The 26,185-nt window shown below is 46.5% G+C and carries 19 protein-coding genes; 11 read left to right on the top strand and 8 right to left on the bottom strand.

Going from position 1 to position 26,185, the window contains the following annotated elements; translation table 11 throughout:
- A complete protein-coding gene (locus ANT_RS08210) occupies positions 1-465 on the top strand; it encodes an aminoacyl-tRNA deacylase (RefSeq protein WP_013560044.1) in 465 nt (154 codons plus the stop codon).
- Here ANT_RS08210 and ANT_RS08205 read toward each other — a convergent pair.
- The gene (locus ANT_RS08205; RefSeq protein ID WP_231854255.1) at positions 462-1,310 is read right to left on the bottom strand and encodes a histidine phosphatase family protein; all 849 of its coding nucleotides are present in this window, start codon (positions 1,308-1,310) and stop codon (positions 462-464) included. The genes ANT_RS08210 and ANT_RS08205 overlap by 4 nt on opposite strands.
- Between ANT_RS08205 and ANT_RS08200 the strand changes: the two genes are divergently transcribed.
- The gene (locus tag ANT_RS08200; RefSeq protein ID WP_013560042.1) at positions 1,275-2,507 is read left to right on the top strand and encodes an L-serine ammonia-lyase, iron-sulfur-dependent, subunit alpha; all 1,233 of its coding nucleotides are present in this window, start codon (positions 1,275-1,277) and stop codon (positions 2,505-2,507) included. The two genes, ANT_RS08205 and ANT_RS08200, sit on opposite strands and share 36 nt — an antisense overlap.
- Here ANT_RS08200 and glmS read toward each other — a convergent pair.
- The gene (glmS, locus tag ANT_RS08195; RefSeq protein ID WP_013560041.1) at positions 2,494-4,335 is read right to left on the bottom strand and encodes a glutamine--fructose-6-phosphate transaminase (isomerizing); all 1,842 of its coding nucleotides are present in this window, start codon (positions 4,333-4,335) and stop codon (positions 2,494-2,496) included. The genes ANT_RS08200 and glmS overlap by 14 nt on opposite strands.
- 523 nt (positions 4,336-4,858) lie before the next feature.
- Here glmS and ANT_RS08185 point away from each other — a divergent pair.
- A complete protein-coding gene (locus tag ANT_RS08185; RefSeq protein ID WP_013560040.1) occupies positions 4,859-5,077 on the top strand; it encodes a cold-shock protein in 219 nt (72 codons plus the stop codon).
- A gap of 53 nt (positions 5,078-5,130) precedes the next feature.
- Here ANT_RS08185 and ANT_RS08180 read toward each other — a convergent pair whose 3' ends face one another.
- Entirely contained in the window at positions 5,131-5,739 is a 609-nt protein-coding gene (locus tag ANT_RS08180; protein ID WP_013560039.1) for a YdcF family protein, read from the bottom strand.
- Positions 5,736-6,887, bottom strand: coding sequence for a MalY/PatB family protein (locus ANT_RS08175; protein WP_013560038.1), 1,152 nt, complete (start codon positions 6,885-6,887; stop codon positions 5,736-5,738). Before ANT_RS08175 ends, ANT_RS08180 begins: the two co-directional genes overlap by 4 nt.
- 65 nt (positions 6,888-6,952) lie before the next feature.
- Between ANT_RS08175 and ANT_RS08170 the strand changes: the two genes are divergently transcribed.
- Together ANT_RS08170 and proC are read left to right on the top strand one after the other, a co-directional pair.
- The gene (locus ANT_RS08170; protein WP_155818069.1) at positions 6,953-7,870 is read left to right on the top strand and encodes a class I SAM-dependent methyltransferase; all 918 of its coding nucleotides are present in this window, start codon (positions 6,953-6,955) and stop codon (positions 7,868-7,870) included.
- Positions 7,867-8,712, top strand: coding sequence for a pyrroline-5-carboxylate reductase (gene proC, locus ANT_RS08165; RefSeq protein ID WP_013560036.1), 846 nt, complete (start codon positions 7,867-7,869; stop codon positions 8,710-8,712). The genes ANT_RS08170 and proC overlap by 4 nt, the downstream gene beginning before the upstream one ends.
- A gap of 414 nt (positions 8,713-9,126) precedes the next feature.
- Here the strand turns inward: proC and ANT_RS08155 are convergent, their stop codons facing one another.
- Complete coding sequence (locus ANT_RS08155; protein ID WP_013560035.1) at positions 9,127-11,034, bottom strand: formate--tetrahydrofolate ligase; 1,908 nt, start codon at positions 11,032-11,034, stop codon at positions 9,127-9,129.
- A 317-nt stretch (positions 11,035-11,351) separates the two neighbouring features.
- On the opposite strand from ANT_RS08155, the gene ANT_RS08150 reads away from it, so the two are divergent.
- The gene (locus ANT_RS08150) at positions 11,352-13,547 is read left to right on the top strand and encodes a sensor histidine kinase (protein WP_013560034.1); all 2,196 of its coding nucleotides are present in this window, start codon (positions 11,352-11,354) and stop codon (positions 13,545-13,547) included.
- Positions 13,544-14,614, top strand: coding sequence for a response regulator transcription factor (locus ANT_RS08145; protein ID WP_013560033.1), 1,071 nt, complete (start codon positions 13,544-13,546; stop codon positions 14,612-14,614). Before ANT_RS08150 ends, ANT_RS08145 begins: the two co-directional genes overlap by 4 nt.
- Before the next feature lie 59 nt (positions 14,615-14,673).
- Here ANT_RS08145 and ANT_RS08140 read toward each other — a convergent pair whose 3' ends face one another.
- On the bottom strand, positions 14,674-19,314 hold the full coding sequence (locus ANT_RS08140) for a glutamate synthase-related protein (protein WP_013560032.1): 4,641 nt from the start codon (positions 19,312-19,314) through the stop codon (positions 14,674-14,676).
- A gap of 329 nt (positions 19,315-19,643) precedes the next feature.
- On the opposite strand from ANT_RS08140, the gene ANT_RS08135 reads away from it, so the two are divergent.
- The 4 genes from ANT_RS08135 to ANT_RS08120 all read left to right on the top strand — a co-directional run bounded on the left by ANT_RS08135 (position 19,644) and on the right by ANT_RS08120 (position 24,784).
- Positions 19,644-21,083: a tetratricopeptide repeat protein gene (locus ANT_RS08135; RefSeq protein ID WP_172634597.1), complete on the top strand. Its 1,440-nt coding sequence runs from the start codon at positions 19,644-19,646 to the stop codon at positions 21,081-21,083.
- The gene (locus ANT_RS08130; protein WP_013560030.1) at positions 21,080-21,718 is read left to right on the top strand and encodes a hypothetical protein; all 639 of its coding nucleotides are present in this window, start codon (positions 21,080-21,082) and stop codon (positions 21,716-21,718) included. The genes ANT_RS08135 and ANT_RS08130 overlap by 4 nt, the downstream gene beginning before the upstream one ends.
- A 15-nt stretch (positions 21,719-21,733) precedes the next feature.
- Positions 21,734-23,011 carry a MiaB/RimO family radical SAM methylthiotransferase gene (locus ANT_RS08125; protein ID WP_172634596.1) on the top strand — a complete coding sequence of 426 codons (1,278 nt, stop codon included), beginning with the start codon at positions 21,734-21,736 and terminating at the stop codon, positions 23,009-23,011.
- 75 nt (positions 23,012-23,086) lie between these two features.
- Positions 23,087-24,784: an alpha-glucosidase gene (locus ANT_RS08120; protein ID WP_013560028.1), complete on the top strand. Its 1,698-nt coding sequence runs from the start codon at positions 23,087-23,089 to the stop codon at positions 24,782-24,784.
- A 51-nt stretch (positions 24,785-24,835) separates the two neighbouring features.
- Here the strand turns inward: ANT_RS08120 and ANT_RS08115 are convergent, their stop codons facing one another.
- A complete protein-coding gene (locus ANT_RS08115) occupies positions 24,836-25,795 on the bottom strand; it encodes an L-lactate dehydrogenase (RefSeq protein WP_013560027.1) in 960 nt (319 codons plus the stop codon).
- Positions 25,796-25,819: 24 nt separating this feature from the next.
- Positions 25,820-26,005 (bottom strand): twin-arginine translocase TatA/TatE family subunit, encoded by a 186-nt coding sequence (locus tag ANT_RS08110; protein WP_013560026.1) that lies wholly within the window; start codon positions 26,003-26,005, stop codon positions 25,820-25,822.
- Positions 26,006-26,185: the final 180 nt, after the last annotated feature.

Here is a 26,185-nt window from a genome sequence, read left to right as displayed (position 1 = left end):
ATGACTTTTACTTCTCCTGCGATTGAATTCCTGCGCCAAAAAGATATTTCGTTTTCCCTCTTTGTTCAGCCAGATGGGCTCACCATGCTGGATGAAATTGCCCGCTTCCGCGGACAAAGAGTATCTCAAATTGTGCGTTCACTTGTTTTTCGATATTCTGAAAAAAAGTATGCCCTTGTGTTGGCGCAGGCAGGACGCAATGTTAATTGGAAATCTTTGAGGGCGGTATTAAGGGTGAGAAGAATTGCAATGGCTACTCCGGAAGAAGTATTCCAAGTTACAGGGTATGTCGTTGGAGCAGTATCTCCATTTGGGTTGGCTCAAAACCTTCCTGTGTTGGTGGATCAAAAAATTCTCCGGGAAGAAGTTGTCTCTACGGGGTCAGGGATCCTAAATGTTGCCATAATTATTCGTGTTGATAATTTACTTCGGGCACTTGATGACTATCAACTGGTTGAGGTTTAAACAGACCGTAAGTCTGGTGGTAAGTAAGATACGAAATTATGGAACACCAAAACAGTATTTTCGGTTTCAAAATCAAAGCGACTGATTCCTGCATTGTGCATTCTGAACCAAAGCGGACGAAGACTTTCCAATCCCATCACCGCCGTTAGAAAATGCACATAAAACCCTGCATGACTTACCACAGCTACACAATCGTCGGTTCCTCCATGTCTCGAAAGAAGTTCTTTAAGAACCCTTCTGGCACGCACATCGCGCTCTCCATCCTCTTCAAACGGACGATTCCACCAGCCGTCTTCCTTGATGTAACCTTCGGTTAATAATTCTGGGAACCATTCCCTGACTTGGGTAAGTGTAATACCCGGGCGGGGTTCTTTTTTCCCGGTAATTGGGTTTGTCAGATACATTCCCCCACATTCATGCCAATCTTTCCACACCTTTAATGGTTGTCCTAGGGCTTGTGAGATGTATGTTCCTGTGGCAATTGCACGATACATTGGACTGCAATAGATATGGGTGAATGCAAAACCTTTTCCATTCGATTTTTCGGTTGGATCAAAACCGTTCATAATAAACTCGGCAAGATGTTGGGCTTGCACCTTACCGAGTTCACTCAAGCGGGCATCATCAGAACGCCCGTTTTCTGAGCCTGTTCGTTCATAAAGCGCATTGTTTTCAGATTGGGCATGGCGAATGAAATATAACCTCATTTTCCTAAATCCCTTTCCAGAAATCTCAGAGTACAATTTTACCATTCTGGATTTTGGATGCTGAGAGAGGTCATCCAATAAGAAAATTGAGAGAGGCAAATCATGAAATCCATTCGAGAACTTTATCGAATCGGCCACGGTCCTTCCAGCAGTCATACAATGGGACCTCGCCGTGCTGCAGAGATTTTCAGACGGTGCAATCCAACGGCGGAGAAATTTCGTGTAGTATTGTATTCCAGCCTTGCTGCAACCGGAAAAGGACATTTGACAGATGTAGCTATTCGAGAGGCGTTATCTCCATTACCGGTTGAGTTTCTTTGGTGCCCGGATCAGCAACTTCCTCTTCACCCTAACGGAATGGAATGGTTTGCACTTGGAAAGGGAGATGAAATTTTATCTCGATGGGTAGTTTACAGTAGTGGAGGAGGCACCTTAAGAGCAGAGGGTGAGCCCATTGAAGAGAGTCCGGATATTTATCCTCTTACTACGCTCCAGGAGATTATGAAGGAATGCATTCGCTATGGAAAGACATTTTGGGAATATGTCATAGAGATTGAGGGAAATGAGTTATGGGAGTACCTCCGGGAAGTTAATCGGGTAATGCACCAAGCCATTCAACGCGGGATTGACACTGAAGGGGTTTTACCAGGTGGATTGGGACTTCCTCGAAGAGCATGGAATTTTTATCGAAAAATTTCTTTGAGTGGTGGTTATTTGGTGAAAGAAGGCTATATGCCTGCCTATGCCCTGGCAGTGGCTGAGGAAAATGCTGCTGGGGGATTAGTGGTTACTGCCCCCACATGCGGGTCCAGTGGGGTGTTGCCGGCTGTTATCAAGCATATTGAGGATACCATTCCAACAACGGAGCCTCAGGTTTTACGAGCGATTGCAACGGCTGGTTTAATTGGGAATTTGGTAAAAGAAAACGCATCCATCTCAGGGGCAGAAGTGGGTTGCCAGGGTGAGATTGGAACTGCCTGTGCTATGGCGGCTGCAGCGGCAGCGCAATTAATGGGCGGTTCCGTACGCCAGATTGAATATGCCGCAGAAATGGGATTGGAACATCATTTGGGTTTAACCTGTGATCCCGTCAATGGGCTGGTGCAAATTCCCTGCATCGAGAGAAATGTCTTTGCGGCAACTCGCGCTCTGGATTGTGCTACCTTTGCCTGTTATTCTGATGGTAATCATCGGGTATCTTTTGACGAGGTTGTACACGTGATGAAACAAACCGGTCATGATCTGCCTTCCCTGTACAGAGAAACAGCGGTAGGCGGATTGGCTACCGCCTACCGCGTTCCTCCGAAAAAACTGGAAAGTTCTACTCCACAGTGACAGATTTTGCCAGGTTCCGGGGTTGATCTACATCTAAGCCACGCAAGGTAGCGATGTGATATGCCAGAATTTGCAGGGGAATCACCGTAATAACGGGACTGAGCAGCCAGGGAGTTTCAGGTATCCACAAAACATAATCTGCCAGTTCTCGGGCTTTTTCATCGCCATCGGTTGCCACAACTACAACGATTCCACCTCGGGCTTTTACCTGCTCCACCTGACTGATCATTTTGTCGTACCAGGGGTCTCGAGGAGTAATGGCAATCACAGGCATGTTTTTATCTACCAGGGCAATCGGCCCATGTTTCATTTCCCCTGCTGGGTAGGCTTCTGCGTGGATGTACGAGATTTCCTTGAGCTTGAGAGCCCCTTCGTAGGCAATGGGCATGTTGATGCCGCGTCCAAGGTAAAGAGCATTGTGCGTATCTTTCAGAGCGTATGCGACCTTCTTTACTTCCTCTTCCCGATCCAGGCATTTCCCCGCCAGGTCGGGAATCAAAGATAAATCGGCTACCAGACGTTTTCGCTCCGTAGCAGATAATTCACCACGAAGGTCGCCCAGCAGAACAGCCAGCATGTAGAGATCTACCAGAGGCGCCGTGAACGCTTTTGTTGAGGCTACGCCGATTTCGGGCCCTACTTGCATGGAAATACATCCATCTGCCAGGCGCATGGCTTGAGAGCCAATGGCATTGACAATGGACCAGAGCATGGCTCCTTTCTTACGTGCTTCCTCCATGGCTGCAAGAGTATCGGCCGTTTCGCCGGATTGGCTGATGGCTAAAACTACCGTGTTAGGATTGACCAGAGGATCACGATAGCGAAATTCCGAGGCAATATCCACTTCCACAGGGATTTTAGCAATGCGTTCAATCAGCACTTTTCCCACCATCCCGGCGTGTGCCGCTGTCCCGCATGCGGTAACAATGATTTTTTCAATCTTTCTGGCTTTCTCGGCAGTGAGGTTGAGTGTGTCAAGATGAATGCGCCCTTCGTCAAAATCTACTCTACCTGCTAAGGTATCTGTGAGTGAGCGTACTTGTTCGTGGATTTCCTTTTGCATGAAGTGACGGTATTCGCCTTTTTCTGCTGCTACAGGATCCCACGAGATAGTATGAATTTGCGGCAAGATGGTTTCTCCATTGAGGGTTTGAACCTGGACATTGTGTTGGGTCACGATTGCCATCTGTCCGGACTCCAGAAAAATTACCCGTCGAGTATGTTCCAGAATAGCGGGAATATCTGAGGCAATGAACATTTCACTGTCGCCAAAACCAATGACCACTCCACCAGCGTTCCCAATGCGTGCGGCAATGATTTTATCCGGCTCCCTGGAAGACATAATCACAATGCCATGGGCTCCCTTTAGTTGCTTGAGGGCTTTGCGCGAAGCCTCAACCAATCCTGAAGAACTTGAGTAATAGCGTTCAACCAGATGAACAATGGTTTCCGTATCGGTGTCTGAGCGGAAGATCACCCCTTCTGCTGAGAGTTCTTCTTTCAATTCCAGAAAATTCTCCACAATCCCATTATGCACAACGACAAAATCTCCATTGGAACTCAAATGAGGATGTGCATTGCGGGCAGACGGCTCTCCATGGGTTGCCCATCGAGTATGCCCAATACCCATTTTCCCGGACACAGGCTGATTCTCGATCAGGGATGCCAGTTTTGACAGTTTGCCGGCTTCCCGACGGATTTCGATTTTCCCGTCCTGCATAACTGCCAACCCTGCGGAGTCGTATCCGCGGTATTCCAAGCGTTTTAATCCATTCAGAATGATCGGTGTGGCATCTTGCTCACCGATATAACCTACGATTCCACACATCAAAAACCTCCGGTTGTGAATGCATCAATATAACAGGCATGCTCTCGTATTTTACGAAAGCCGCATTGGCTATTGTGGAAATTTAGGGATGTCAGGAATGTTTCCTGGAAGGCTTCCGCTGATCTCTCGATTTTCCCGGCACTTGGACCGGTTAACTCCATCTCGCGATGGAGAACCTTCTTCCTCGTCAATCTATCCTCTACCCCCCTGGATAGATCCATGCGCTTATACATCCCTCTAACGGCAATATAGAAATCTTTTCTGAACCTGTGCCTCCTTCCCGGTTTAATTTTTCTGATTATAATGCAAAACCAGGGCTTGATGGATTACATGGAAGCGATTAAAGAAGAACTTGATCCTTAATTGAGCCGGATACCTTCTCTTGACATCATTCGGGGAACATGATAACCTTGCGCTCACTGTAAGACGCCGGGAATTCGCCTGACCATCGCGCAGCCCTGGCAGGCTCGGGGGTTGTTGGCGAGAAAGCGTCATCGAATTCAATTTTTATGGAGTGTGTTTCATGTCTGTTCGTTATACTGGAACCGTAAAGTGGTTCAACGCTACTAAAGGCTATGGTTTCATTGGTCGCGATGATAACGCTGGGGACGATGTCTTTGTACATTTCTCAGCCATTCAGATGGAAGGATACCGCACCCTGAAAGAAGGTCAAAAGGTTGAGTTTGAGATTGAGCAGGGCCCCAAAGGGCTTCAGGCAGCCCAGGTTGTTCCGTTGAGTTAGGGTTTCTGTAAAGGAAATAAGACGCGCCGTTTCATTAGATGGAACGGCGTTTTTTATTTGTAGAGAAGATACGCCAACAATGACAGAATCTCTCTCCATACAGCCCTCCTGGAATTTCCGTCTATGTACCAGAGCCATGAAGGAACATCGGGCTTCTTCGATGGCACTGTATATACCTTGATAGAGTCTTTTCTCATGACCTCACGGAAGATGATACGGCTTCTCAGGGTATGGTATGGGTCAGTGACAACAATCAGTGTTTTCCATCCCCTCTCTCTCAAAATTTCCAGAGTGGCGATGGCTTCTTGCTCTGTATTTTTGGACGTTTTTTGAGTAATAACAATTTTTGGAACAGGTATACCGCGTTGGTGTGCTTCGCTGGCCAGGTAATCTGCGGTTTGCCGTCCACTTTCTGTGATGTCCTCAGTTTTTGTCAAGATCAGGTAACCAGCCTGTCCCTCTTTCATCAGATTCACTGCCTTTTCAAGACGTTGTAAGTCTCTGCCACCGCTCAGGACTACAATGGCGTCGGCGGGTTGCAGGGGAGTGCTGATTACCAGTAGAGAACCGATGGATCCCAGGAGAAAGGGAGTAATACACAGGCAAGAAATGACGATCCCCAGCAAGATAGCCAGAATTGACCAGAGAGATTTGGTTTTCATGATGAAAGCGCCAGTTTCATTCGTTCGAGAGCCTCATTGAGTATGCTCCTTGGGCATCCGAAGTTTAGCCGCACAAATCCTTCCCCTTCTTTACCAAACCACTTGCCATCTACCACACCAACTTTAGCTTTTTCGAGGAAAAACTTACTAGGGTTGGAAAACGTTTCAGGTAAGTTTCTGCAATCAATCCATGCTAGATAAGTGCCTTCCGGTTTACTCATTTTAAGTTCAGGAAATTCCGCTTGAAGGATGTTGTAAAGAAAATCTCGGTTGCCTTGAAGATAGTCCAGCAACTGAGTGAGCCATTCTTCGCCGCTCTGATAGGCAGCCACAGAGGCTGTAATTCCCATAATATTTACTCCTCCCACCAATCCCTGCCTGGCGTTAAGAAACTCCTCCCTTAGTTGTGGATTTTGAATGATGGCAAAAGAACAAAACAATCCGGGGAGGTTGAAGGTCTTGGAAGGTGCCATTAAGGTGATGGTGTTGTGCGCAAGTTCCGGAGATAGTGAAGCAATGGGAATATGAGCATGACCCGGATAGACCAGGTCGCAGTGAATCTCGTCAGAACAAAGCACCACCCGATGGCGCAGACAAAGTTCTCCCATTTTTTCCAGTTCTTCGCGCTTCCAAACCCTTCCCACTGGATTGTGAGGACTGCAAAAGATCATCAGGTTGGCGTCCTTTGAACATGCCGTTTTGAGAATATCCCAATCGATTTCATACTCCCCCAAATTGTTCTGAACGAGTGGCGCATCCAAGCGAATGGCTTTGGCGTTTTGGGGGGCTGTCAGGAAAGGTCCATAAACGGGAGGTTGAACTACTACGCCTTTATGGTGTGCAAAAGCATGGCAGGCGATGTTAATCCCGGGTACCACTCCGGGAAGCAGGATGATATCTTCCGGTGTAATTTTCCACGAATATCGATGAGCCATTCTTTCTACCAGAAGATCTTTTAAAACGGTGGCTTGATTGGGGTAACCGAAGACTCCGTGCTCTACCCTTGCCCTTAATGCTTCAATCACGGGCTCAGGCGAGCGAAAATCCATATCTGCCACCCACATAGGCAGGACATCCTTAGGGTAAAAACTCCACTTTTCACTATCTGTATTTTGACGAGGAATAACGGTGTCGAAATCGTATTTCATTGTGGAATCCTGTATGTGAAATTTTTATTGATTATAAACGCACCGTGATATACTTTCATCCCAAGATGAATGCTAAGACGGATTTAGAACCTCAATTGCTTTATCCCCAATCCTGGAGTGAGTATGAACTTCTCGATTGCGGAAATGGATATCGTCTGGAACGTTTTGGGGTTTTTCGAGTTATTCGCCCCGATGCAGAAGCGATTTGGGCTCCGGCTTTACCTGAAAGGGAATGGAAGGCAATTCACGCCCGTTATATCCCTGCCCCTGAAGAAAATGGCGGTCACTGGGAGAAAATTAAGCCAATTCCTGAGCGCTGGCAAATCCACTACAAAGATCTTAGGTTTTGGCTCCAGATGGGTGGTTCGAAACATCTAGGGGTATTCCCTGAACAGGCGGTGCAATGGGATTGGATTCAAGAGCAGATCAAGGCCTTTGCCAAACCTGTACGAGTGTTGAATTTATTCGGCTATACCGGTTTGTCCACACTCGCTGCTGCAAGCATTGGCGCCAGTGTGACGCATGTGGATGCCTCCCGTAAAGCAATCACCTGGGCAAGAGAGAATCAAATCCTTTCTGGGTTGGAAAATAAACCTGTGCGCTGGTTGATCGACGATGCTCTGAAATTTGTACAGCGAGAGGCTCGCCGGGGAGTGACTTACGAGGGTATGATTCTTGATCCGCCAAAGTTTGGTAGAGGCCCAAAAGGGGAGGTTTGGGAATTTTATAAATTGCTTCCGGAATTGTTACAGGTGTGTCAGGCGGTATTGAGCCCTCAACCCTGTTTTGTGGTTTTAACCGCCTATGCCGTAAAAGCCTCACCGATCACCATGTATTATGCGATTGAGGATATGCTTAAGGGAAAAGGTGGACATATTGAGGTGGGAGAGGTGGCGCTCAAAGAAAGCAATCCAAGAGGAAGGTTACTGGCAACTGCGTTATTCGCCCGATGGACTTATCAGAAGAGAGGAGAAGAATTATGAATCCAAAAATTACCTTAATTGGCCCCGGGGCGATGGGGGAGGCTATCATTGTAGGATTATTAAGCAAGCAAATTACCCTGCCTGAGTTTATTTTTGCGTCAGGTCCCATTGTAGAACGTGGTGAAGAGCTGAAAGCCAAATACGGGATTGTCCCACTGACGGATAATGTGCAGGCCGTGCAACAAGCAGACCTGGTTATTATGGCCGTTAAGCCTCAAATTCTCAAGAAAGTCATGAGAGGATTAAAAGGGCACATTCCCGCTCAAGCACTTGTGCTTTCGATTGTGGCGGGTGCATCTATTCAAACGTTGAGCGAAGGATTAGCCCATACCGCAATTGTCCGCGCCATGCCCAATACACCGGCGCAAATCGGAGAAGGCATCACGGTGTGGACGGCTTCTCCATCCGTTACCCCGGAACAAATGGAACTGGCAAGGCAGGTTCTCACTGCACTGGGGGCGGAAATTTACGAAGAGGAAGAATCTCATCTGGATATGGCAACGGCTTTATCCGGTACAGGCCCTGCGTATGTTTTCCTTTTCATGGAAGCCTTGATTGATGCTGGCGTACATATGGGGTTTGCCCGCAAAACAGCGGAGCAACTGGTGACGCAAACCATTTTGGGTTCAGTCCTTTATTACAAGAAGATAGGTATTCATCCTGCACAATTGAGGAATCAAGTTACCTCGCCTGGTGGCACTTCCGCTGAAGCATTATATTACCTGGAAAAAGCCGGGTTCCGTACGGCTCTTTCCCGAGCCATATGGGCAGCGTATGAGCGTTCTCTGGAGTTGGGGAAGGGGTTGAACAGTAAACCACCTGAAAGCAAGGGGGAAGGATAATTGCATGGGAATCCACGGAGAGGCTGCAGGATAACCCCTAGCAGCCTCTCCCGTTTTATACGTTATATCACCCAGAATGCGTTTACCAGTTTAAACCAGTCTGTAGAGAAAATAATAGATATTACAAGAATTATAAAGATAAGAAAGATGATGAAACCGCACCCACATCCCATGCAGGAGCCACTTTTCCATCCAAAAGTTTGTTGAAGAAAGTCATAAGCCCACTTTAGAATAGTGAGTTTGAGTAAACCGAACAGGCAGCCGGGTCGCTCCTCCATTTTTTGCTCCTCAATAAAATATTATCAGTATGCTTACCATTATCTACGTGTTTTTGTCGTGTGCGTTGCAAAAGTCTTTCACTTAAAAACAAACCAGAGGTGCAGAGCACCTCTGGTTTCAGGATTACTGAAAAGGCTATGACAGACCGATGATTTTCTCCGTTTCTGGATCGATATCAATTTCAAAGAAGGCTGGCCGTGTGGGTAATCCGGGCATAGTGCTCATCTTTCCAATTAGTGGGTACAGGAAGCCAGCGCCAACAGATGCGCGAATTTCACGCACAGGTAAGCGGAAACCTTTGGGGACGCCTTTCAGATTCGGATCGGCACTCAGGCTGAGATGAGTTTTTGCCACACAAATAGGCAGATGATCAAATCCCATTCGGGTATATTCTTCAATCTGTTTTTCTGCTTCTGGAGAGTAATCTACTCCATCTGCGCCATAAATTTCGCGTGCAATGGTCTCGATTTTTTCCTTAATCGACATCTCCAGCGGGTATAAGAATTGGAATTTTCTCGGTTTTTGAGAGGCACGTACCACGGCTTCTGCCAGTTCTATCGCTCCTTCACCGCCGAGTTCCCAATGACGAGATACCACTGCGTCTTCTGCTCCGGCTTGAATGGCTGCGTCTCGAATTAATTCCAACTCCGCAGGAGTATCGGTGTGGAAACGGTTAATGGCTACAACTACAGGAATGCCAAACTTGCGCACAATATGAATGTGATGAATCAGGTTGGCTAAGCCTTCTTTAAGCAAGGGGAGATTTTCATCCGTATAAGCGGGATCCAGAGGTTTTCCAGCCACTACTTTGGGCCCTCCACCGTGCATTTTCAAAGCCCGAACGGTGGCAACCAGAACAACCACACTGGGAAGCAATCCAGAATAACGGCATTTGATGTCAAAAAATTTCTCCATGCCGATATCAGAGCCAAACCCGGATTCTGTTACTACAAAGTCTGCCAACTTGAGGGCAATTTGATCCGCAATGATTGAAGAGTTGCCATGGGCAATATTTGCAAAAGGACCTGCGTGGACGAATACAGGCGTTCCTTCCAGCGTTTGCATTAGATTTGGTTTAATCGTATCTTTCATTAACACGGTAAGAGCCCCTGCTACACCCAGGTCCTCAGCAGTAATGGGCTCTCCGCTTCGGCTGACTGCTACTACCATGCGCCCGATTCGTTCGCGCATGTCTCTGAGGCTGGTTGTCAGTGCAAGAATTGCCATTAACTCACTGGCAACGGTGATGTCAAAACCAGTTTCTCTTTCAAACCCGGCTTCTTCGGGACCTTTTCCGATGACAATTCCGCGGAGGAAACGGTCGCTCGTATCAAGTACTCGTCTCCATGTGATCGTTGTCGGATCGATATCCAAACGAACCAGTTTCGAGCGTTCTTCAGGAGTTAATTCATTTGGATCTGTTTTATCAATACCTAATTTTCTTAACCTTCCAAGCAAACCGGGGGCGAATCGCCGTTTCCCGTTTTTATCGGGTGGGCACAGTCTGTTAAATAACTGTTCGTCTGTGGCTCCAGCCTCGTGAAGAATCCTTGCATCAATGGCTGCAGCAAGCAGATTATTTGCGGCTGTGATGGCATGAATATCTCCGGTCAGGTGGAGATTGAATTCTTCCATGGGGATGACTTGACTGTATCCACCACCAGCAGCCCCGCCCTTAATACCAAAGGTTGGGCCCTGACTGGGTTGTCGAATACATGTAAATACACTGTATCCCAAATGTGCCCCTAAGGCTTGACTCAATCCCACCGTGGTGGTGGTTTTTCCTTCCCCTAGTGGAGTAGGCGTAATAGCAGTTACATCAATATACTGTCCGTTAGGAACGTCTTTGAGCCGTTCAAGAATGGAGAGTTTTACCTTGGCTTTGTAGGGGCCGTAGAGTTCCAGTTCTTCAGGCAGGATCCCGATTTCTTCGGCAAGTTGTGCAATCGGTTTTAGAGTAGCGGCTTGAGCAATTTCAATATCTGTTGGAACAGGGGAGACTCGCTTGAGGGGGGTAGGGGTTACAGGCTTTCGGAGTGTCATGTGATTGTTTTCCTTTCTCTTAGGGTGGAAACTACCTGAATTATCTGCCAGGATAAAAAAAAGTGCAAGTCCATCCATATTGTCAGACATAATTTGCAGAAGATTTTTTATTCCGATGTTTGTTGGCTATCCAAAACTTTATATTTGTGTTTTATTAACAAAGCCTCGAAATGAAAAGCAGGCTTTATCAGTTAGAACAGTTTGCTTGCCAGGATAATTATCGGGAGTACCCAAATGGGTCATTGTGGAAGGAATACTTCTCGTAAAATAAAGGGTATGATTCTGGATCAAAAGGTTTTTGAAGTAAGTGAGAAACAATGTCTGGAAAACTTCTTGGTGTTTTAGAGAATCTGAATCGTATTGGAAGAGCTATTAATCAGATTGGTGCCGAGGCGGGCGAGAACGAGCATGTCGTATTGCAACAGATTGTGGAAAGCGCCATAAAAGTAGTGCCTGGTTCTGCAGCGGTTATCTTTACCTACGATGCGGCGAAGAAAAGTTTTGATCCTCAATCGAGAGTATCTGCAGGCGAATTTGTTCAAGGGTTGGCGGGGGAAAGACCGCGACAAAAGGGATTTGGGTTTCGAGCGATTGAGCAAAAACGTCCGATACTCTCATATGAAGAAGCAGATTTGGAAATAGACCCCGTGAAGAAACAACAAGGTGCACTTACGCTGGTATGTTTTCCCTTAATTGTCGCGAATGAGCCTGTCGGAGTGTTGTATGTGTACTTGAAAGAGGAACGATGCTTTACCCGTTTGGAACTTTTAATGCTCGAAAATTTTACTAACCAGGCGGCAATGGCGTTATATCAGGCTCGTCATCTGGCAAATGTCTCTCGAGACCTGGCACGGAAGGAAGAACAAATGGCGCGTTTGCAGCGTGCCAGCATGATTATTTCATCCCGATTGAGATTGGAAGAGACACTCGAAGCCATTTTACAAATGGCGTTAGAGGTAACCAATGCTCAATATGGAATTTTTCGGTTGCTTGATCCTGTGCGGAATGTTCTGGTAACACGGGCATTTGCTGGGGAAGGATTAGGGCATCCTTTTGTTCAGGAATTACCTCTGGATCAACCCAGTATCAGTGCCTGGGTGGTTCAAAATCGCCAATCGGTGCTCATTCCTGATCTGACTGCTCAGCCCTGGTCGAGAATCTACTATCCTTTAGACGCCAATTTGAGTATGAAATCTGAATTGGCTGTTCCTCTGATCTCGTCCAGCGGACGTTTAGAAGGCGTCTTGAACCTTGAAAGTCCACGAAAGAATGCCTTTTCGGAAGAGGATCGTATTTTATTGCAGTCCCTTGCCACTTATGCAGTGATTGCAATTCATGAAGTTCGTTTGCTGGATGCATTACAGGAAATCTCCAGATTGTTGTTGACTCAATCTGAAGAGGTTGTCTTAAATCGTCTGGTATCTCTGGCAAAGGATTTGCTGGACGCGCGTGGGTGCGGAATTTGGATGCTGGAAGAGCAGCGTTTTATATTGCGTGTAGGTGTAAACGAAGGGAATATTTCGCTTAAGACCATTGTTTCTGAAAATTCTTGCCTTTTTGACTCAGATGAGGAAATTTTATTAATCCCTGCAGAGACTTTTCTAAATGCGATGGATCAATCTGTATCTTCTCTTGCCTGGGCTGTACCGATCGGATCTTTGCCCGAGTATGGAGCAGGGGGGGTTTTACTTGTGTATCCAGTTCTCTCTCAAGGGGCTGAAAAAGAATGGGAGAAAAAAGTCCTTTCTTTACTGGCTCACTATGCAGAAATGGCAATTTTCTTCTCTTCTCATCAGCGAGAACTGAGACAGGCGCAGGAGCAACGCTCTGTGGCAGAGATGTTTGCTGCAGTGGGCGATATTGCCACAAACTTGCTGCACCAACTTAACAATAAAATTGGCACAATCCCTGTGCGTATTCAAAGCATTCAGGACAGGCGAAAAGACCTGCTGGCAGAAGATGGATATTTGTCTAATCACCTGGCTGAAATCGAACGCAGCGCTACTGAAGCCATGCGGATTGTGAGAAAAAACCTTTCTCATCTTCATCCTGTCCAGATTGTCCCGGTAAATCTGGCATCCTGTATTCAGGAAGCCATTCAGATGGCAAATCTGGGCGCGGAAATAGAAGTCCAGGTTGAGAATTTACAGAACTTGCCTGAAATTGCCGGGGCTCAATACAATCTTGCGCTTGCGTTTGCGAATTTGCTGGAGAATGCTTCCCATGCGATGGGAGGAAAAGGCAAAATTGTTATCAGTGGCGCTCAATCTTCTTCGTGGGTAGAGGTAATAGTTCGAGATTTTGGCCCGGGAATTCCTCCAGAAATGCACCAGCGCATATTTGAATTGAACTTTTCCAGTGGCTCACCCAGCCATGCGGGAAAATTGGGGTTTGGTTTGTACTGGGTGAAAGCCCTGATGATTCGCTTGGGTGGAAACATTGAGGTAGAAAGCGATGGTATAAACGGTACAGCCTTCCGGTTGAAATTCCCCTTGCGGAGGAGACCCTTATGAAAGTTTCGCTTCGAGCATTGGTTGTGGACGATGATCCTTCCTGGCTGGAACTTCTTTCGGAAATTTTGGAAGAGGTTGGGTATCATGTTGACTGTGCAATAAACCTTGTACAGGCAAATGATTTGCTTAAGAAACCTTATCATTTGGCAATAGTGGATCTATCTCTGGATACTTATGATCATCGTAATCAGGACGGACTCAAAGTTTTAGAACAAATTCACCGACAGTATCCAGATTGCGCTACGATTTTATTAAGTGGCTATGCCACTGTGGAAATCGCTGTGAGTGTTATCAAAGACTTAGGAGGATATACCTGCTTACGGAAAGAAGTGTTTAGACGTTCAGAGTTTCGGTCTCTTATTGCGAAATTGTTTGAGCAAATCACAATTACCGAACAACTCTCTGCCACGAAATTTGATAGCCGGCGCTCGAAAACGGAACAGAGCCCGATTTCACCAAATATTCTGGTGATTGAAGATGATGCAGGGTGGCGAGATTTACTGGAAGAGATTTTGCTAGATGCAGGTTATTCTGTCCGGGTTTGTACTGGCTATGGAGATGCTCAAGGTATCCTTCGTCGGGAGCATTTCTCCCTTGTAATTCTGGACTTAAACCTAGCAGGAAATCTTCCTGAAAATCCAAGACTCTTGAAAGGAGAAGCCCTGGAGCAACTTGAAGGATTTCGCCTGTTAGCCAGTGCGAGAGCCAGTGGGGCTCAAATTATTGTCATCAGTGGCTTGTCCTCTCCTAATATCATTGACAAGATGTTTAAGAGAGGGAAAATTTTTGCTTACCTGGAAAAACATTCTTTTGAACGCAGAGGATTTCTGCAAACAGTTCGCGAAGCTCTGATTATGGGTGGAAAATCGGATGATTTGTCCTCTCTTACCGAACGAGAACGGGAAGTGCTTTTGTTGCTTGCTCAGGGCTTGACTAATCGCGAAATTGCGGAGGCGCTGGTGATTTCTAATAACACGGTCAAGCGCCATTTGAAATCTATCTTTTCAAAGTTAAATATCCATACCCGTTCAGCAGCAGTAGCAAAGGTTGCTGGTTTGGAAAAATAAAAATAAAATGAGAAAGAGGAGGGCTGTTTGGTGGTTAATCCAGACAGCCCTCTTTTATACTATGTCTTTATGGCAGGGATGATTTTCACAAAGCGATGGATGAGAAGAAAATCATCTTGCAAGAAGGCACGGATGCGTTCGGCGGTTTCGAACTGGTAAGTTTGTTCCAGAGCGGCTATATAGTGCGCCATAAGTGAGCGAATCTGATCTATGTCTTCTCGTGTAATTTTCTCCACACGAACCTGAGCGCCTTTTGCGATTCTTCTCTTGAGTGTTTGTTCATCGAACCCAAATTCCGGAGTGAGTTTCTGATAGACTACTCCACCGGTCATTCCAGAAAATGCGTATGGACCTGGGTCTCCCATAATAATCACAGTACCGGATGTCATATACTCACATGCGAAGCCTTTCAAGTTGGCAAATGTTCCCGGATTTTCATTTTCAGGAATCGGTTGGGTGATTTCACCACCGAAAATGACTTTGGCTCCGGATAGCCGAACGCATGCTCGAGAGTCGGCATTTCCCTGCACAATGAGAATTCCATCCTGTGCCCCGTAAGCAAATGATTTTCCCACACTGCCGTCAATTCTTAACCCATCATGATTTACCCCTTTCATAATTGCCACTCGTCCACCGCTTGCGCCTTTAGCAACCCCATCCTGTGCTCCGCCTTCAATCAAAACATCCATTTTTTCGGTGTTCCATGCCGCAAATCCATTTCCCGCCAGGGAAGATGGCCCAAACCGGAGATGAATCATATCAATTTGATTCTGAACTTCGGGATGACGCATAATCTCTCCCGCAAGTCGGGAACCCAGTGCACGATCAATGGCAGAGACAGAATCCTGGTAAGTGACTTCTCGCTCCTGGTCTGCGACGGTTTTCAGGATCAAGTCTGTTAATATCGTGGTGAGGCTATTACGAGGTCGAATCAACAATACCCCCACTCCTGGCTGAGATGAAGTTCTCTTCTGTATGGGTAAAGGCTCCAGCATTGAGGAAAGATCGATTTTTTCATTCAGGTAAATCTGTTCCAGTAAATCGGCTCTGCCCACCAGGTCTTGCAAGCAGACGCCTCCTAAATGGGCAGTGATGGTGCGGATTTCATCCCCAATCCCCTGAAATAATCGGACGACTCGATGATAATCTTCCTCAAAATGAAGTGGTACGAAATGCTTAAGCCCTTTTTCCTGGGCTTCTTCTCGGCTCTGGATCTGCGTAGCAATCCCAACGTGACATGTTCCAAGGTTGCATTGACGACAGATGGTGCAGCCCAGAGCCACCATTGCCATGGTTGCAAATCCCACCCGATTGGCTCCTAACAGAATCATCTTCACCGCGTCTGCGCCAGTTTTCATTCCGCCGTTTGCCCATAACTCCACTTTATGACGAATCCCTGCGGCTAGAAGGGCACGATGCGCCTGAATGATGCCAATTTCGGTGGGCAATCCTACATACTGCAAAGAGTGTTTTCGCGCGGCTCCAGTCCCTCCGTCATATCCGGAAATGTTGATGATGTCTGCTCCTGCTTTGGCAATACCAACGGCAATCACCCCAATCCCAGGCACTACAGGGACTTTAACAGATATTTTTGCCTGAGGATTTACCATTTTCAGTTCTTCAATCAACTGAGCAAGGTCTTCAATAGAATATAAATCATGGTTGTTTGAGGGGGATAGCAAGGTGACAAATGGGGGCGTTCGCCTTGCCCGGGCTACTTTTGGGGTAACTTTGTATCCTGGAAGCATTCCCCCTTCACCGGGTTTGGCTCCCTGACCAATTTTGATTTCCAGAACAGAAGCGGAATTCAAGAATTCTGCGTTTACGCCAAATCTGCCGCTGGCAACTTGTTGCCCGCGGTTATGGCGGTATTTTCCCAAAATTTCAGGCAATTCTCCACCCTCTCCGTTGATACATATGATATTCAGAATGGATGCGGCGTGAATGTAAGACTTAAAAGAGTTTTCTCCTTGAGATCCGTATGACATTGCGTCAATGACAACAGGTAAATCATACCCGTTAACCGAAACATCTACCTCTTCCGGAGATAGCACAGAGGGGGGCGAAGCACGAAAGCCCAGTAAATGTCGCAGCGCGACCGGAGAATCAGCACTGATGGTTTGGTAAACCTTCTGAATTTCAGAATACGGGATTTCTCCTTTGGCAAATTGATGCGCCACCTTCCAGAATTTCGGAAATATACGCGTCTGATAAGGCATTCTTGGTTCAGGTTGTTCTCTTCTTAATTCTGCTCCGCGTTGTTTTGAGTCTTCATTCAGATAGTCCCAGGTTACCCCCTTTGACTCGTTGCCAAAATAATTGGGTACTCCAAATACGGATGCTACACTGGGAGCCAGCCCTATTGAACTGAAAACTCTCCCGTATCCTCTTAATTCATGACATCCCATCGTTGAGGTTACTTTTTCTAATCCACTGGTTAGATTTTCTACCAGACGCTTAAGAGTATTTTCAGCCTGTTCTTCCGATGATGCTTTGGCGAGTTCGATTGCGGCTGAGATCATGGCATAGGCGTTAATGGCATCGGCACCTAAACCGCAAAGAAGTGCACTATCGTGAAGGGTACGAATGGCTGCACTGCGCACAACAAGTCCAACTCTTCGTCTTAAGTTACCCTGGGGGGATGGAGGGGCGTTCCTGAGTGCATTGTCCAGGTGGCTAACTGCCAGATGCGGATCCAGCCAGTTCAATCCCCTGGAAATGGCCTGCTCATCATCAAGAATCAGACACTGAATGCCGTTTTGAACTTGTGCGATTGCCTGTTCTGCCAGGCGTTCCAGGGCTTCCTGAACAGTTTCCTGGGGGTACACTCCCAAAACCAGCCAGCTCAATTTACCCTGAAAGGCTGAAACCAGTTCTTCAATGGTCAATGTGCCAAATTGGTGGGCTACTTTTCGGGATATGGATGCTTCAATACATGTTACGCCACCTGTGAGAATTGGTGTTTCCAGCACAATCAGGGTATCTTCCGGGTCGGGTGTTTTTCCGATAGGAGCACAAGCACCGACAATAGAACTCGTGGAAAATGCTTCAACTTCCCGGACATGGTCGATGGAAGGATTGGTTACAACAGCCACCGACTCTTTGAAATAATCCGAGAGATTCACTCTCACTTTACTCAAAGGCGCCAGAGGTCCATCATAGCCCAGTGAACTTACCAGGTCATCTTTATTTTCGCTGATCAGCGAAGACACCTCGTTAAAGTGATCTTTGAGCCAACCATTAGCTGCGAAGACAACAGAGTCTACCGGAGTATTCCATGGAAACCCAAGAGGTTCTATTTGGACATCTGAAGTTGATGCAGAAATATTCTCCGGGGAATGTCTAAAGGCTGTTTGTACCGTTACGTGAATGTTTGAATTGGTAAGCATCATATGACTATTTGTGGACGAAGAGGTTTGTCCCCAGCCTGCCCAGTATTGTCTGGCGAGTTGAGGCACTTCTCGTTGGAACATTTGAATCATGACGTGTTGACGAATTTGGCCATGGGTCAGCAGGTTTAATGGTTCTCCCCGTCGAACCCGAATGGCAATTTTTTCACCCGGAGCCAGTGCGCGGGCGTCGGACACCCAATTTTCTAAAGGAATAGCGCCTCTTTCAGAACTGAAGATGAATTCTTTTTCTGTTTCAACGAACCAGAGAGGGCGTAATCCCAGAGCATCTACGCTTGCCACTACGGTATCTCCATAGCGGGCAATAATACCGGCGGGACCCTGAGCATATGGACCGAAAGACTGGCGGATACGTTGATAAGTAGCGCGCAAGTCAGGAGGGAATTGTTCCACCTCATAAGGAATAGGGGGAAAAACCATCTCCATGGCTTCAATCAGGTCCAGCCCATATTCCACACACAGAGTGTGGAGGAGACGATCCAGGTCTTGAGAATCTGAGCCATCTCTCGGTAGAGTTACACCAATTTGCTGGGCTTCAATGCGAAGCCTTTGGATGGTGTTGATTTCGCCGTTGTGTCCAAGAACGGCAAAAGGTTGTGCTCTTTCAAATGTTGAAACCGTATTTGTAGAGTAGCGTGCATGACATAAGACGATAGAAGTGTCGTAGTTGTGATCCTGTAGGTCAGGATAATAATGGGTAAGGGCTTCGACCGACCCTCTCATTTTGTAGACAACAGTATGTCTGCTGAGCGAAGCAAATTGAATGGGAAATTCCTGTTCCAGAGCCAATTGTGCTCGGAACAATCGTTGATCTAAATCAGAATAATGATCATGCCCGGCGAGTTGCCAGAATTGAGGAGGAGCCTGCCGTGCATTCTGCCCCAGCATTTCTTTTCTGGTTTTTCCTTCCTGGATGAGAAGCAGGTTAAGCCCTTGTTCATTGAAACGCTCGAGGATAATCTCTTTAATAGTGTCCATCTTTAGGTGATAGGGGATGAACAAATGCCCGACCCAGAATCCAGGATGAGTGGCTAAATACGAAGGCATTCCTGCCTGACTGAGTTTCTTCGCCCACAGCCGACGGGGAATATCTGTTTGTACGCCAGCGCCGTCTCCTTCGCCATTGACGAACCCCGTGCGATGTCCCATACTGATTAAGGCCCCTAAGGCTCGTTTGAGTGTACCAAAAGTGCTCTGTCCATGTTTTCTGGCGCTCATATAAATTGCACAAGAGTCGCGTTCTTCTCCATCTTCGTAGGGAATGGAAAGATCTGTGCGTATATTTTTCATGGCTGGAATCTCCTTTGGCGTTTCTGGTTTTTCAGCGCTTTTGCGGATGAATAAAAATAAGGCTCACCTACCGGTGAGCCTTATCTGTGAGTAAACTGATTTACTCTACCGGTAGGGAGAAGAAAACTTTCTTGATAGCGTGGGAAAGATGGCTGTTCATACAATTGCTGAAGTTTTATAAAATTGGCAAGATTATACAATCTGGTTATTAACTGTAAAGCCCGAAACAGGGTGAATTATTGGCTATTTTCAATCCAATTTATGACCCATCCCTTTGAGTGGAAGTTTTCCCAATAAGCGGAAGAGGTAATCGGGCTATAATGTTTTTGATGAATTTTCTGGATAAGAGTGTAAGCCTTCGTTTGTTCCTGTTATCCTTGCTCCTTGTTCTTCTGGCACCTTTCCCTTCTGACTGGCGAGATCGCCAGGACTGGGAAATTGCCAGAAGGGCTCAACAGGATCATGGGTACTTGGTTCAAGGTGAGGCACTCCGGGATATTTTTCAACGCCATCCATGGCGTCAGGATATTTACGAACCGTTGGGGGTAGGAGCCTTTCTGCGTGGAGATGATGTCTTAGCCTTTGAGTATCTATGGGCGGCCTACCGTCAGGGGTTTATTTCAAGCCAGGGACAAGAAATTTTAGTAAAGGAACTGCTCAGGCAAAGCAAAAAAGAAGATGCCGTGCAAATCTTAATGCAAATTGAATTGCCAGCCAACTGTCAGTTTTTGTCAAAATATGCTGACACGAAGAGGGATCTTTCTTTTCAAGATTGGCTTGCTATCCTGGAAAAATGGAATGAAAAGTGTCCTGAAGAACCCTTCGTTCTATACCAGTGGGGGCTTTTTCGGATTGTCGAGAATTATCACGAAGGGATTAATTGCATAAAAAAGGCGGCACAGATACAACCTGAATATCAAAGAGTTGTATCTCTTCTTGAGGAAGTTAATGCGCTGAGTCTTTCTAATCAAAATCATGCTTATCGCCTTACCTTGTTGGGAAGGGCTTTAATAAACTTGCGGGAATACGAGGAAGCGCGTTTGGCGTTGCAGAAAGCGGTGGAAATTCAACCTGTCTATGCAGAAGCATGGGCATTTCTTGGAGAAGCCAAACTCGAATTGTCTGACACTACCGGGAAAGACGACTTAAAGCGGGCAATTTCGCTCAACCCCCGATCGGTCATTTCCAGGGTCTTATACAGTCTTTATCTATCGAGAGAGGGAAATCTGGAACAGGCAATTGAAGAGATGCAACAGGTATTAAAAATCGAACCTGAACAATCTATCTGGTATCTTGAGTTGGGAAGATTAACTGCAAAAAGTGGCAATCTGTTTGAAGCCTATTCTTATTATGAACAGGCAACTTCCCTGGATCCTGATAATTCCTTAGTATGGAAATCTTTAGCGCAATTTTGTGTAACCTACGATTTTGATGTGTCTGGGAAAGGTTTGTTTTCTGCCAGAGAGGCTTTGAAGTTATCCCCTTTGGATGCTGATGCTCACAAGGTGATGGGAGATGTTCTCTTTAAGCAGGGGGATTTTGCCAGTGCGGAACGTTTCTGGGTTCGTACCTTACAACTAAACCCTTCGCATGCAGAGGCTTTTCTCGCTCTTGGTCAACTTTACCTTCAGGAAAATCGCTTGGGGGAAGCGCAAAAAATGTTGGAAAATGTCTTTTTGTTCGCATCTCAGGAAGAAACAAAACTGATTGCTGCCAGATTGCTGGAAAGATATTTTCAGGTGCCTTTATTGACAAAGAATGAACCATGATAAAACTACGAACCTTGATTTTGGGAGTATTGGTTTTTCTCAGCCTTGTGGGTTGTTTTCAGGCAGACCATCAAGCGGAGCAGGATGGTGTGTTATTCCAGGACGATTTTTCAGAGCCCGGGAATGATTGGGGAATATTGAACAGCGAAGACGGGGTGATCGAATATACCCGGGGTGGTTTACGAATCTTTGTCAGAAAGCCCTATACAGATCTATGGACTGTCGCGGGGAAAGATTTTTCAAATGCTGAGATTCAGGTGCAAGCCACCCTCCAAAACACTGTGGTCAATAACTCTTTTGGGGTCATTTGCGGCTACCAGAACCATAATCGTTTTTATATGTTACTGGTGAGCAGTGATGGGTATTTTGGAGCGTTGAAGAAGAACGGAGAAAACTATAGTTTAATTGGACAAGACCAGTTAAAATACAATGACGGTTTGCTTGAAAAAGGAAGCACCTATCAGTTAAGAGCGATTTGCAAGCAAGGGCACTTGTTGCTTTATGTGGATGGTGAGAGATTGTTTGATGTTCAAGAGGTAGATGATATCCAGGGGAAAGTTGGTTTGATAGCAGGTGCTTTATCAGAACCTGGAGTTGATATTTTATTTGATCATTTTATTGTGAAAGAACCTTAGCGCATGAGAATTTTCTTGGATTCAGTTGGATGTCGTTTAAATCAGAGCGAGATTGAAAAATTTGCTCTCGAATTTCGTGCGGCAGGTCATACGATTGTAGCCAGCCCTTCAGAAGCGGATTTGGTAGTGGTAAACACCTGTGCTGTGACAGCCGAAGCCGCTTCTGATTCCCGTCAGAAGATTCGCCAAGCCGCCCGATATACATCCGGGAAAATTGCTGTTACTGGTTGCTGGGCAACTCTGGATCGAGTTGGGGCGATGTCTCTGCCTAAGGTAGATCGGGTGTTTCTGAATGATCAAAAAGACACGCTTGTCTCTACGGTGTTAGGTATTCCCACAGAGGTTTTTGATATTGAGCCACTGGCTCGTGAGCCATTGCCGGGATTACATGCCCGTACCAGGGCATTTATTAAAGTGCAGGATGGGTGTGATAATCACTGTACCTTTTGTGTAACCCGTTTGGCTCGGGGAAAAGGGAGAAGCAGGAACATTGCCGAAGTGCTCTCCGACATACGCATTGCTCAGGCGGGGGGTGCAAAAGAGGTTGTCTTAACCGGGGTGCATCTTGGTTCATGGGGGCAGGACTTTACTCCTAAAATGCACTTACGGGATTTAATCAAAGTCATTTTGCAGGAAAGCGATATTCCTCGCTTGCGCCTTTCGTCGCTCGAGCCGTGGAATCTTGATGAGGGCTTCTTTGCATTGTGGGAAGATTCGCGATTATGCCGGCATTTACATCTACCTCTGCAATCCGGGTGTGCCACGACATTAAGGCGCATGGCAAGGAAGACCAGCCCCCAACAATTTGAGACTCTGGTGAATCAGGCGCGTAGATGGATATCCGACGTAGCCATTACCACAGATATCATTGTAGGTTTCCCGGGTGAAACAGAAGAGGAGTTTGAGGAAAGTCTGCGCTTTGTTGAGCGTATGCGGTTTGCTGGTGGTCATGTCTTTACTTACTCTGACCGGCCCGGTACGGCTGCTACCCGATTACCCAATCCGGTGCCTCCGGAAATTCGCAAATTGCGCAATGCTCGAATAAGGGAAGTTGTTCAGGAATCTGCGCAAAATTACTTGAAGCAATTTTTGGGAAAAGAAGTTCTTGTCTTGTGGGAATCTACGGACTCCCTTGGACCATTGGGGTGGAATCTGCACGGTTTAACAGATCACTACATTAAGGTAGTTTCGTTATCTAGAGAAAAGTTGTGGAATCGCTTCAGTCGAGTGAAATTGGTAGAGGTTGAAGGAGACCGAATCAGGGGAGAGATTCTGGAAACTCTTTCAGAATAGAAATTTTCTCAATTCCGGGTTCGCGTTTATAATTTCACTGTTTGTGGTCATTCCATTTTATGAAGGAGGAGCATCATGGCTCGCATTGCGGATTTGAAGTGGTGGCAAAAAGTGGTTTTTTATCAGATTTATCCTCGTAGTTTTGCCGATGGGAATGGAGATGGAATCGGCGATTTTTACGGGGTGATTGAGAAACTGGATTACTTAAAAGAATTAGGGGTGGGCGGTTTGTGGATCTCTCCGCATTTCCCGTCCCCGCTCTTTGACTGTGGGTATGATGTAGCAGATTATTGTGATGTTGCTCCCGAATATGGAGATTTGAACCTGTTTGGTAAGTTTCTCGAAGAAGCCCATCGCCGGGATATCAGGGTTATTCTTGATCTGGTCTTAAATCACACCTCTGACCAGCATCCCTGGTTTATTGAGTCTCGTTCCAGCCGTGATAATCCCAAGCGGGACTGGTATATCTGGAAGGATGGAAAAAATGGCGGTCCACCCAATAATTGGTATTCCACCTTTGGCGGTTCGGCTTGGGAATGGGACGAGAATACCGGGCAGTATTATTACCATTTCTTCTTTAAACAACAGCCTGATTTGAACTGGCGCAACCCTGAAGTCAAGCAAGCCATGTGGGATGCTGTACGATTCTGGTTGAAAATGGGAGTAGATGGTTTTCGCCTCGATGCTGTAGGAACTATCTATGAGGTGGAAGACTTACGCGATCAGCAGTCAGGAATTACCCAGGAAGAATTATTCTTGATGGGGTATCGGGCTAAGACCCCTCAGGATCATCGTCGGGTGGGAAAGCTCTGGGAAAAAATGTATTCTTATCAGGTGGATCTCCCAGAAGTCCATGACCTGATGAAGGAACTTCGTCAGGTGGTGGATGAGTTTCCTGACAGAGTGCTGGTGGGGGAAACGGATGATATTCGCTTCTATGGGAATGGTGAGGATGAACTCCATCTGAATTTTAACTTCCCTCTCATGCGTACCCGGTTTATTACCCCGTCCTGGGTGAGGAAGAATCAGCGAGAACGCCTGGGGGCATTACCAGCAAAGGCGTGGCCCTGTAATACTTTAGGAAACCATGATAGCCCCAGAATGTTCAGCCGGTATGGAGATGAGGAGCATGACGAGGCGATTGCTCGTGTGAACCTGGCATTGATCTTAACCCTAAAAGGCACTCCATTTCTTTACAATGGGGAAGAAATCGGGATGAGCGATTATTTGTTTACGGATGAGTCTCGATTCCGTGATTTGCTCGCTCTGTTTTTCTTGAAATTAGCCAGAGAACATCCGGATCTGATCTCCCCAGAAGAGGCTCCGTTGATCGCTGCCAGACGCGGTCGAGATAAGTGTCGCACACCTTTCCAGTGGGCAAACAAGCCCAATGGCGGTTTTTCTCCAGAATCAGTGGAACCCTGGCTTCCTGTAAACCCAAACTATGCCCAGGGTGTAAATGCTGAGGACCAGGAAAGGACTCCCAATTCTCTGCTTCATTTCTATCGTGAGATAATCCGTGTGCGTCAAGAAAATCCGGCATTGATTGCTGGGGATTATCATGAACTGGGAAGAGATAAGGACTGCCTGGTTTTCCTGAGACAATCAGAGGAACAAACTTGTTTGGTGGTTCTGAATATGTCGAATAAAAAGCGCAAGATGAAGAAATATCTGGAAGAGGACAGGTTACATACTTTGTTCTGTTCCCGTTCCCGTGAGAACCAGGACTGGGTTTTTGAACCTTATGAAATCTGGGTAGCCCAGGTCAATTAACAAAAAACTCCCTCGCGATGTAGTTGCCGCGAGGGAGTTCTTTATCAGGCTCTAAAAGCCCAAATCTTCAATCATTTTTCTCAGGACCGAGGCTGATTTCCTTAACCCAATTGCTTCCTCATCGTTTAATTCCAGGTAGATTACCCTTTCTACGCCACCTCGATCAATGACACATGGCAGGCTCAGATATACATCATTGATGCCGTAGTAGTTTTGAATCAGGTTCGAAACGGAAAGTACAGTACTCTGGTCTCGAATAATTGCCTCAACGATACGAAGCAACCCCGCGCCTATTGCATAATAAGTGGCGCCCTTTCGTTCAATGATGTGGTAGGCGGCATCGCGAGTTTGAGTGAAAATCTCTTCTAGTTCGTGGTCAATGCATCCAAAATTATTTCGGGTGCAGAATACAGGCAGACGCATGCCGGCGATGTTCGCTAACGACCAGACAGGAACTTCACTATCTCCGTGTTCGCCGATGATATAAGCGTGTACACTTCGCGGATCAACCTGAAAGTATTCGCTCAACAAGTATCTGAATCTTGCTGTATCCAGAATTGTGCCCGAGCCAATGACTTGATTGTGCGGCAACCCAGAAAGTTTCCATGCAACATACGAAAGAATATCTACCGGGTTTGTCGCGATGAGGATGATTCCGGAGGGATTGAATTGGGTGATTTTGGGAATGATGCTTCGGAAAATTTCAGCATTTCGACCTGCAAGGTCTAATCGAGTCTCGCCAGGCCGCTGGGCACTTCCGGCGGTGACTACTGTCACAACAGCACCAGCAAGGTCGGAATAATCCCCGGCAAAAACACGAGCCGGGCGGGCAAGTGGAGCAGCATGGTTTAAATCCATGGCTTCTCCTTCTGCCCGTGCCCGGTTGTTGTCTATGAGGATAATCTCCGTTGCCAAGCCAGAGAGTAGCAACGCATAAGCAAATGTGGCTCCAACGTTGCCCGTTCCAACAATACCAACTTTGACGGGGCGATGAATGCCTTCTGGGAGCATAGTTTTAAGACTTTCTGGAAGGAATTATTCGTTTTTCTCTTCCGGTTTCTTTTCTTCGGCTTTTTCTTCAGGACTTTTTAGCCCATCACGAAATGCACGGATACCAGACCCGAGTTCACCAGCGATCTTTCCGATTCGTCCTACCCCGAAGAGGAGAATGACGATGACCAGAATGAGAACCAGTTCAGGTACACCAAGTCGAATAGGCATAGCATACTCCTTTTAGAGATTTGAAACGCGTGCAAATTATACCCTATCTTGGTAAAAGGAAAATGAGAAAACTTTGACAAACCCGGAAAGGCATGTTAAACTTTGACGGTTGAAGTGAACAGTGGGGTTTTGCCTTTTAAGGAAACATGGCAAAGCCCTATTAAAATGCCTGTTGGAATG

Source organism: Anaerolinea thermophila UNI-1, assembly GCF_000199675.1.
Taxonomy (GTDB): Bacteria; Chloroflexota; Anaerolineae; order Anaerolineales; family Anaerolineaceae; genus Anaerolinea; species Anaerolinea thermophila.
Note: the sequence above shows the minus strand (reverse complement) of the source record. Positions and strands in the feature narration are given on the sequence as shown.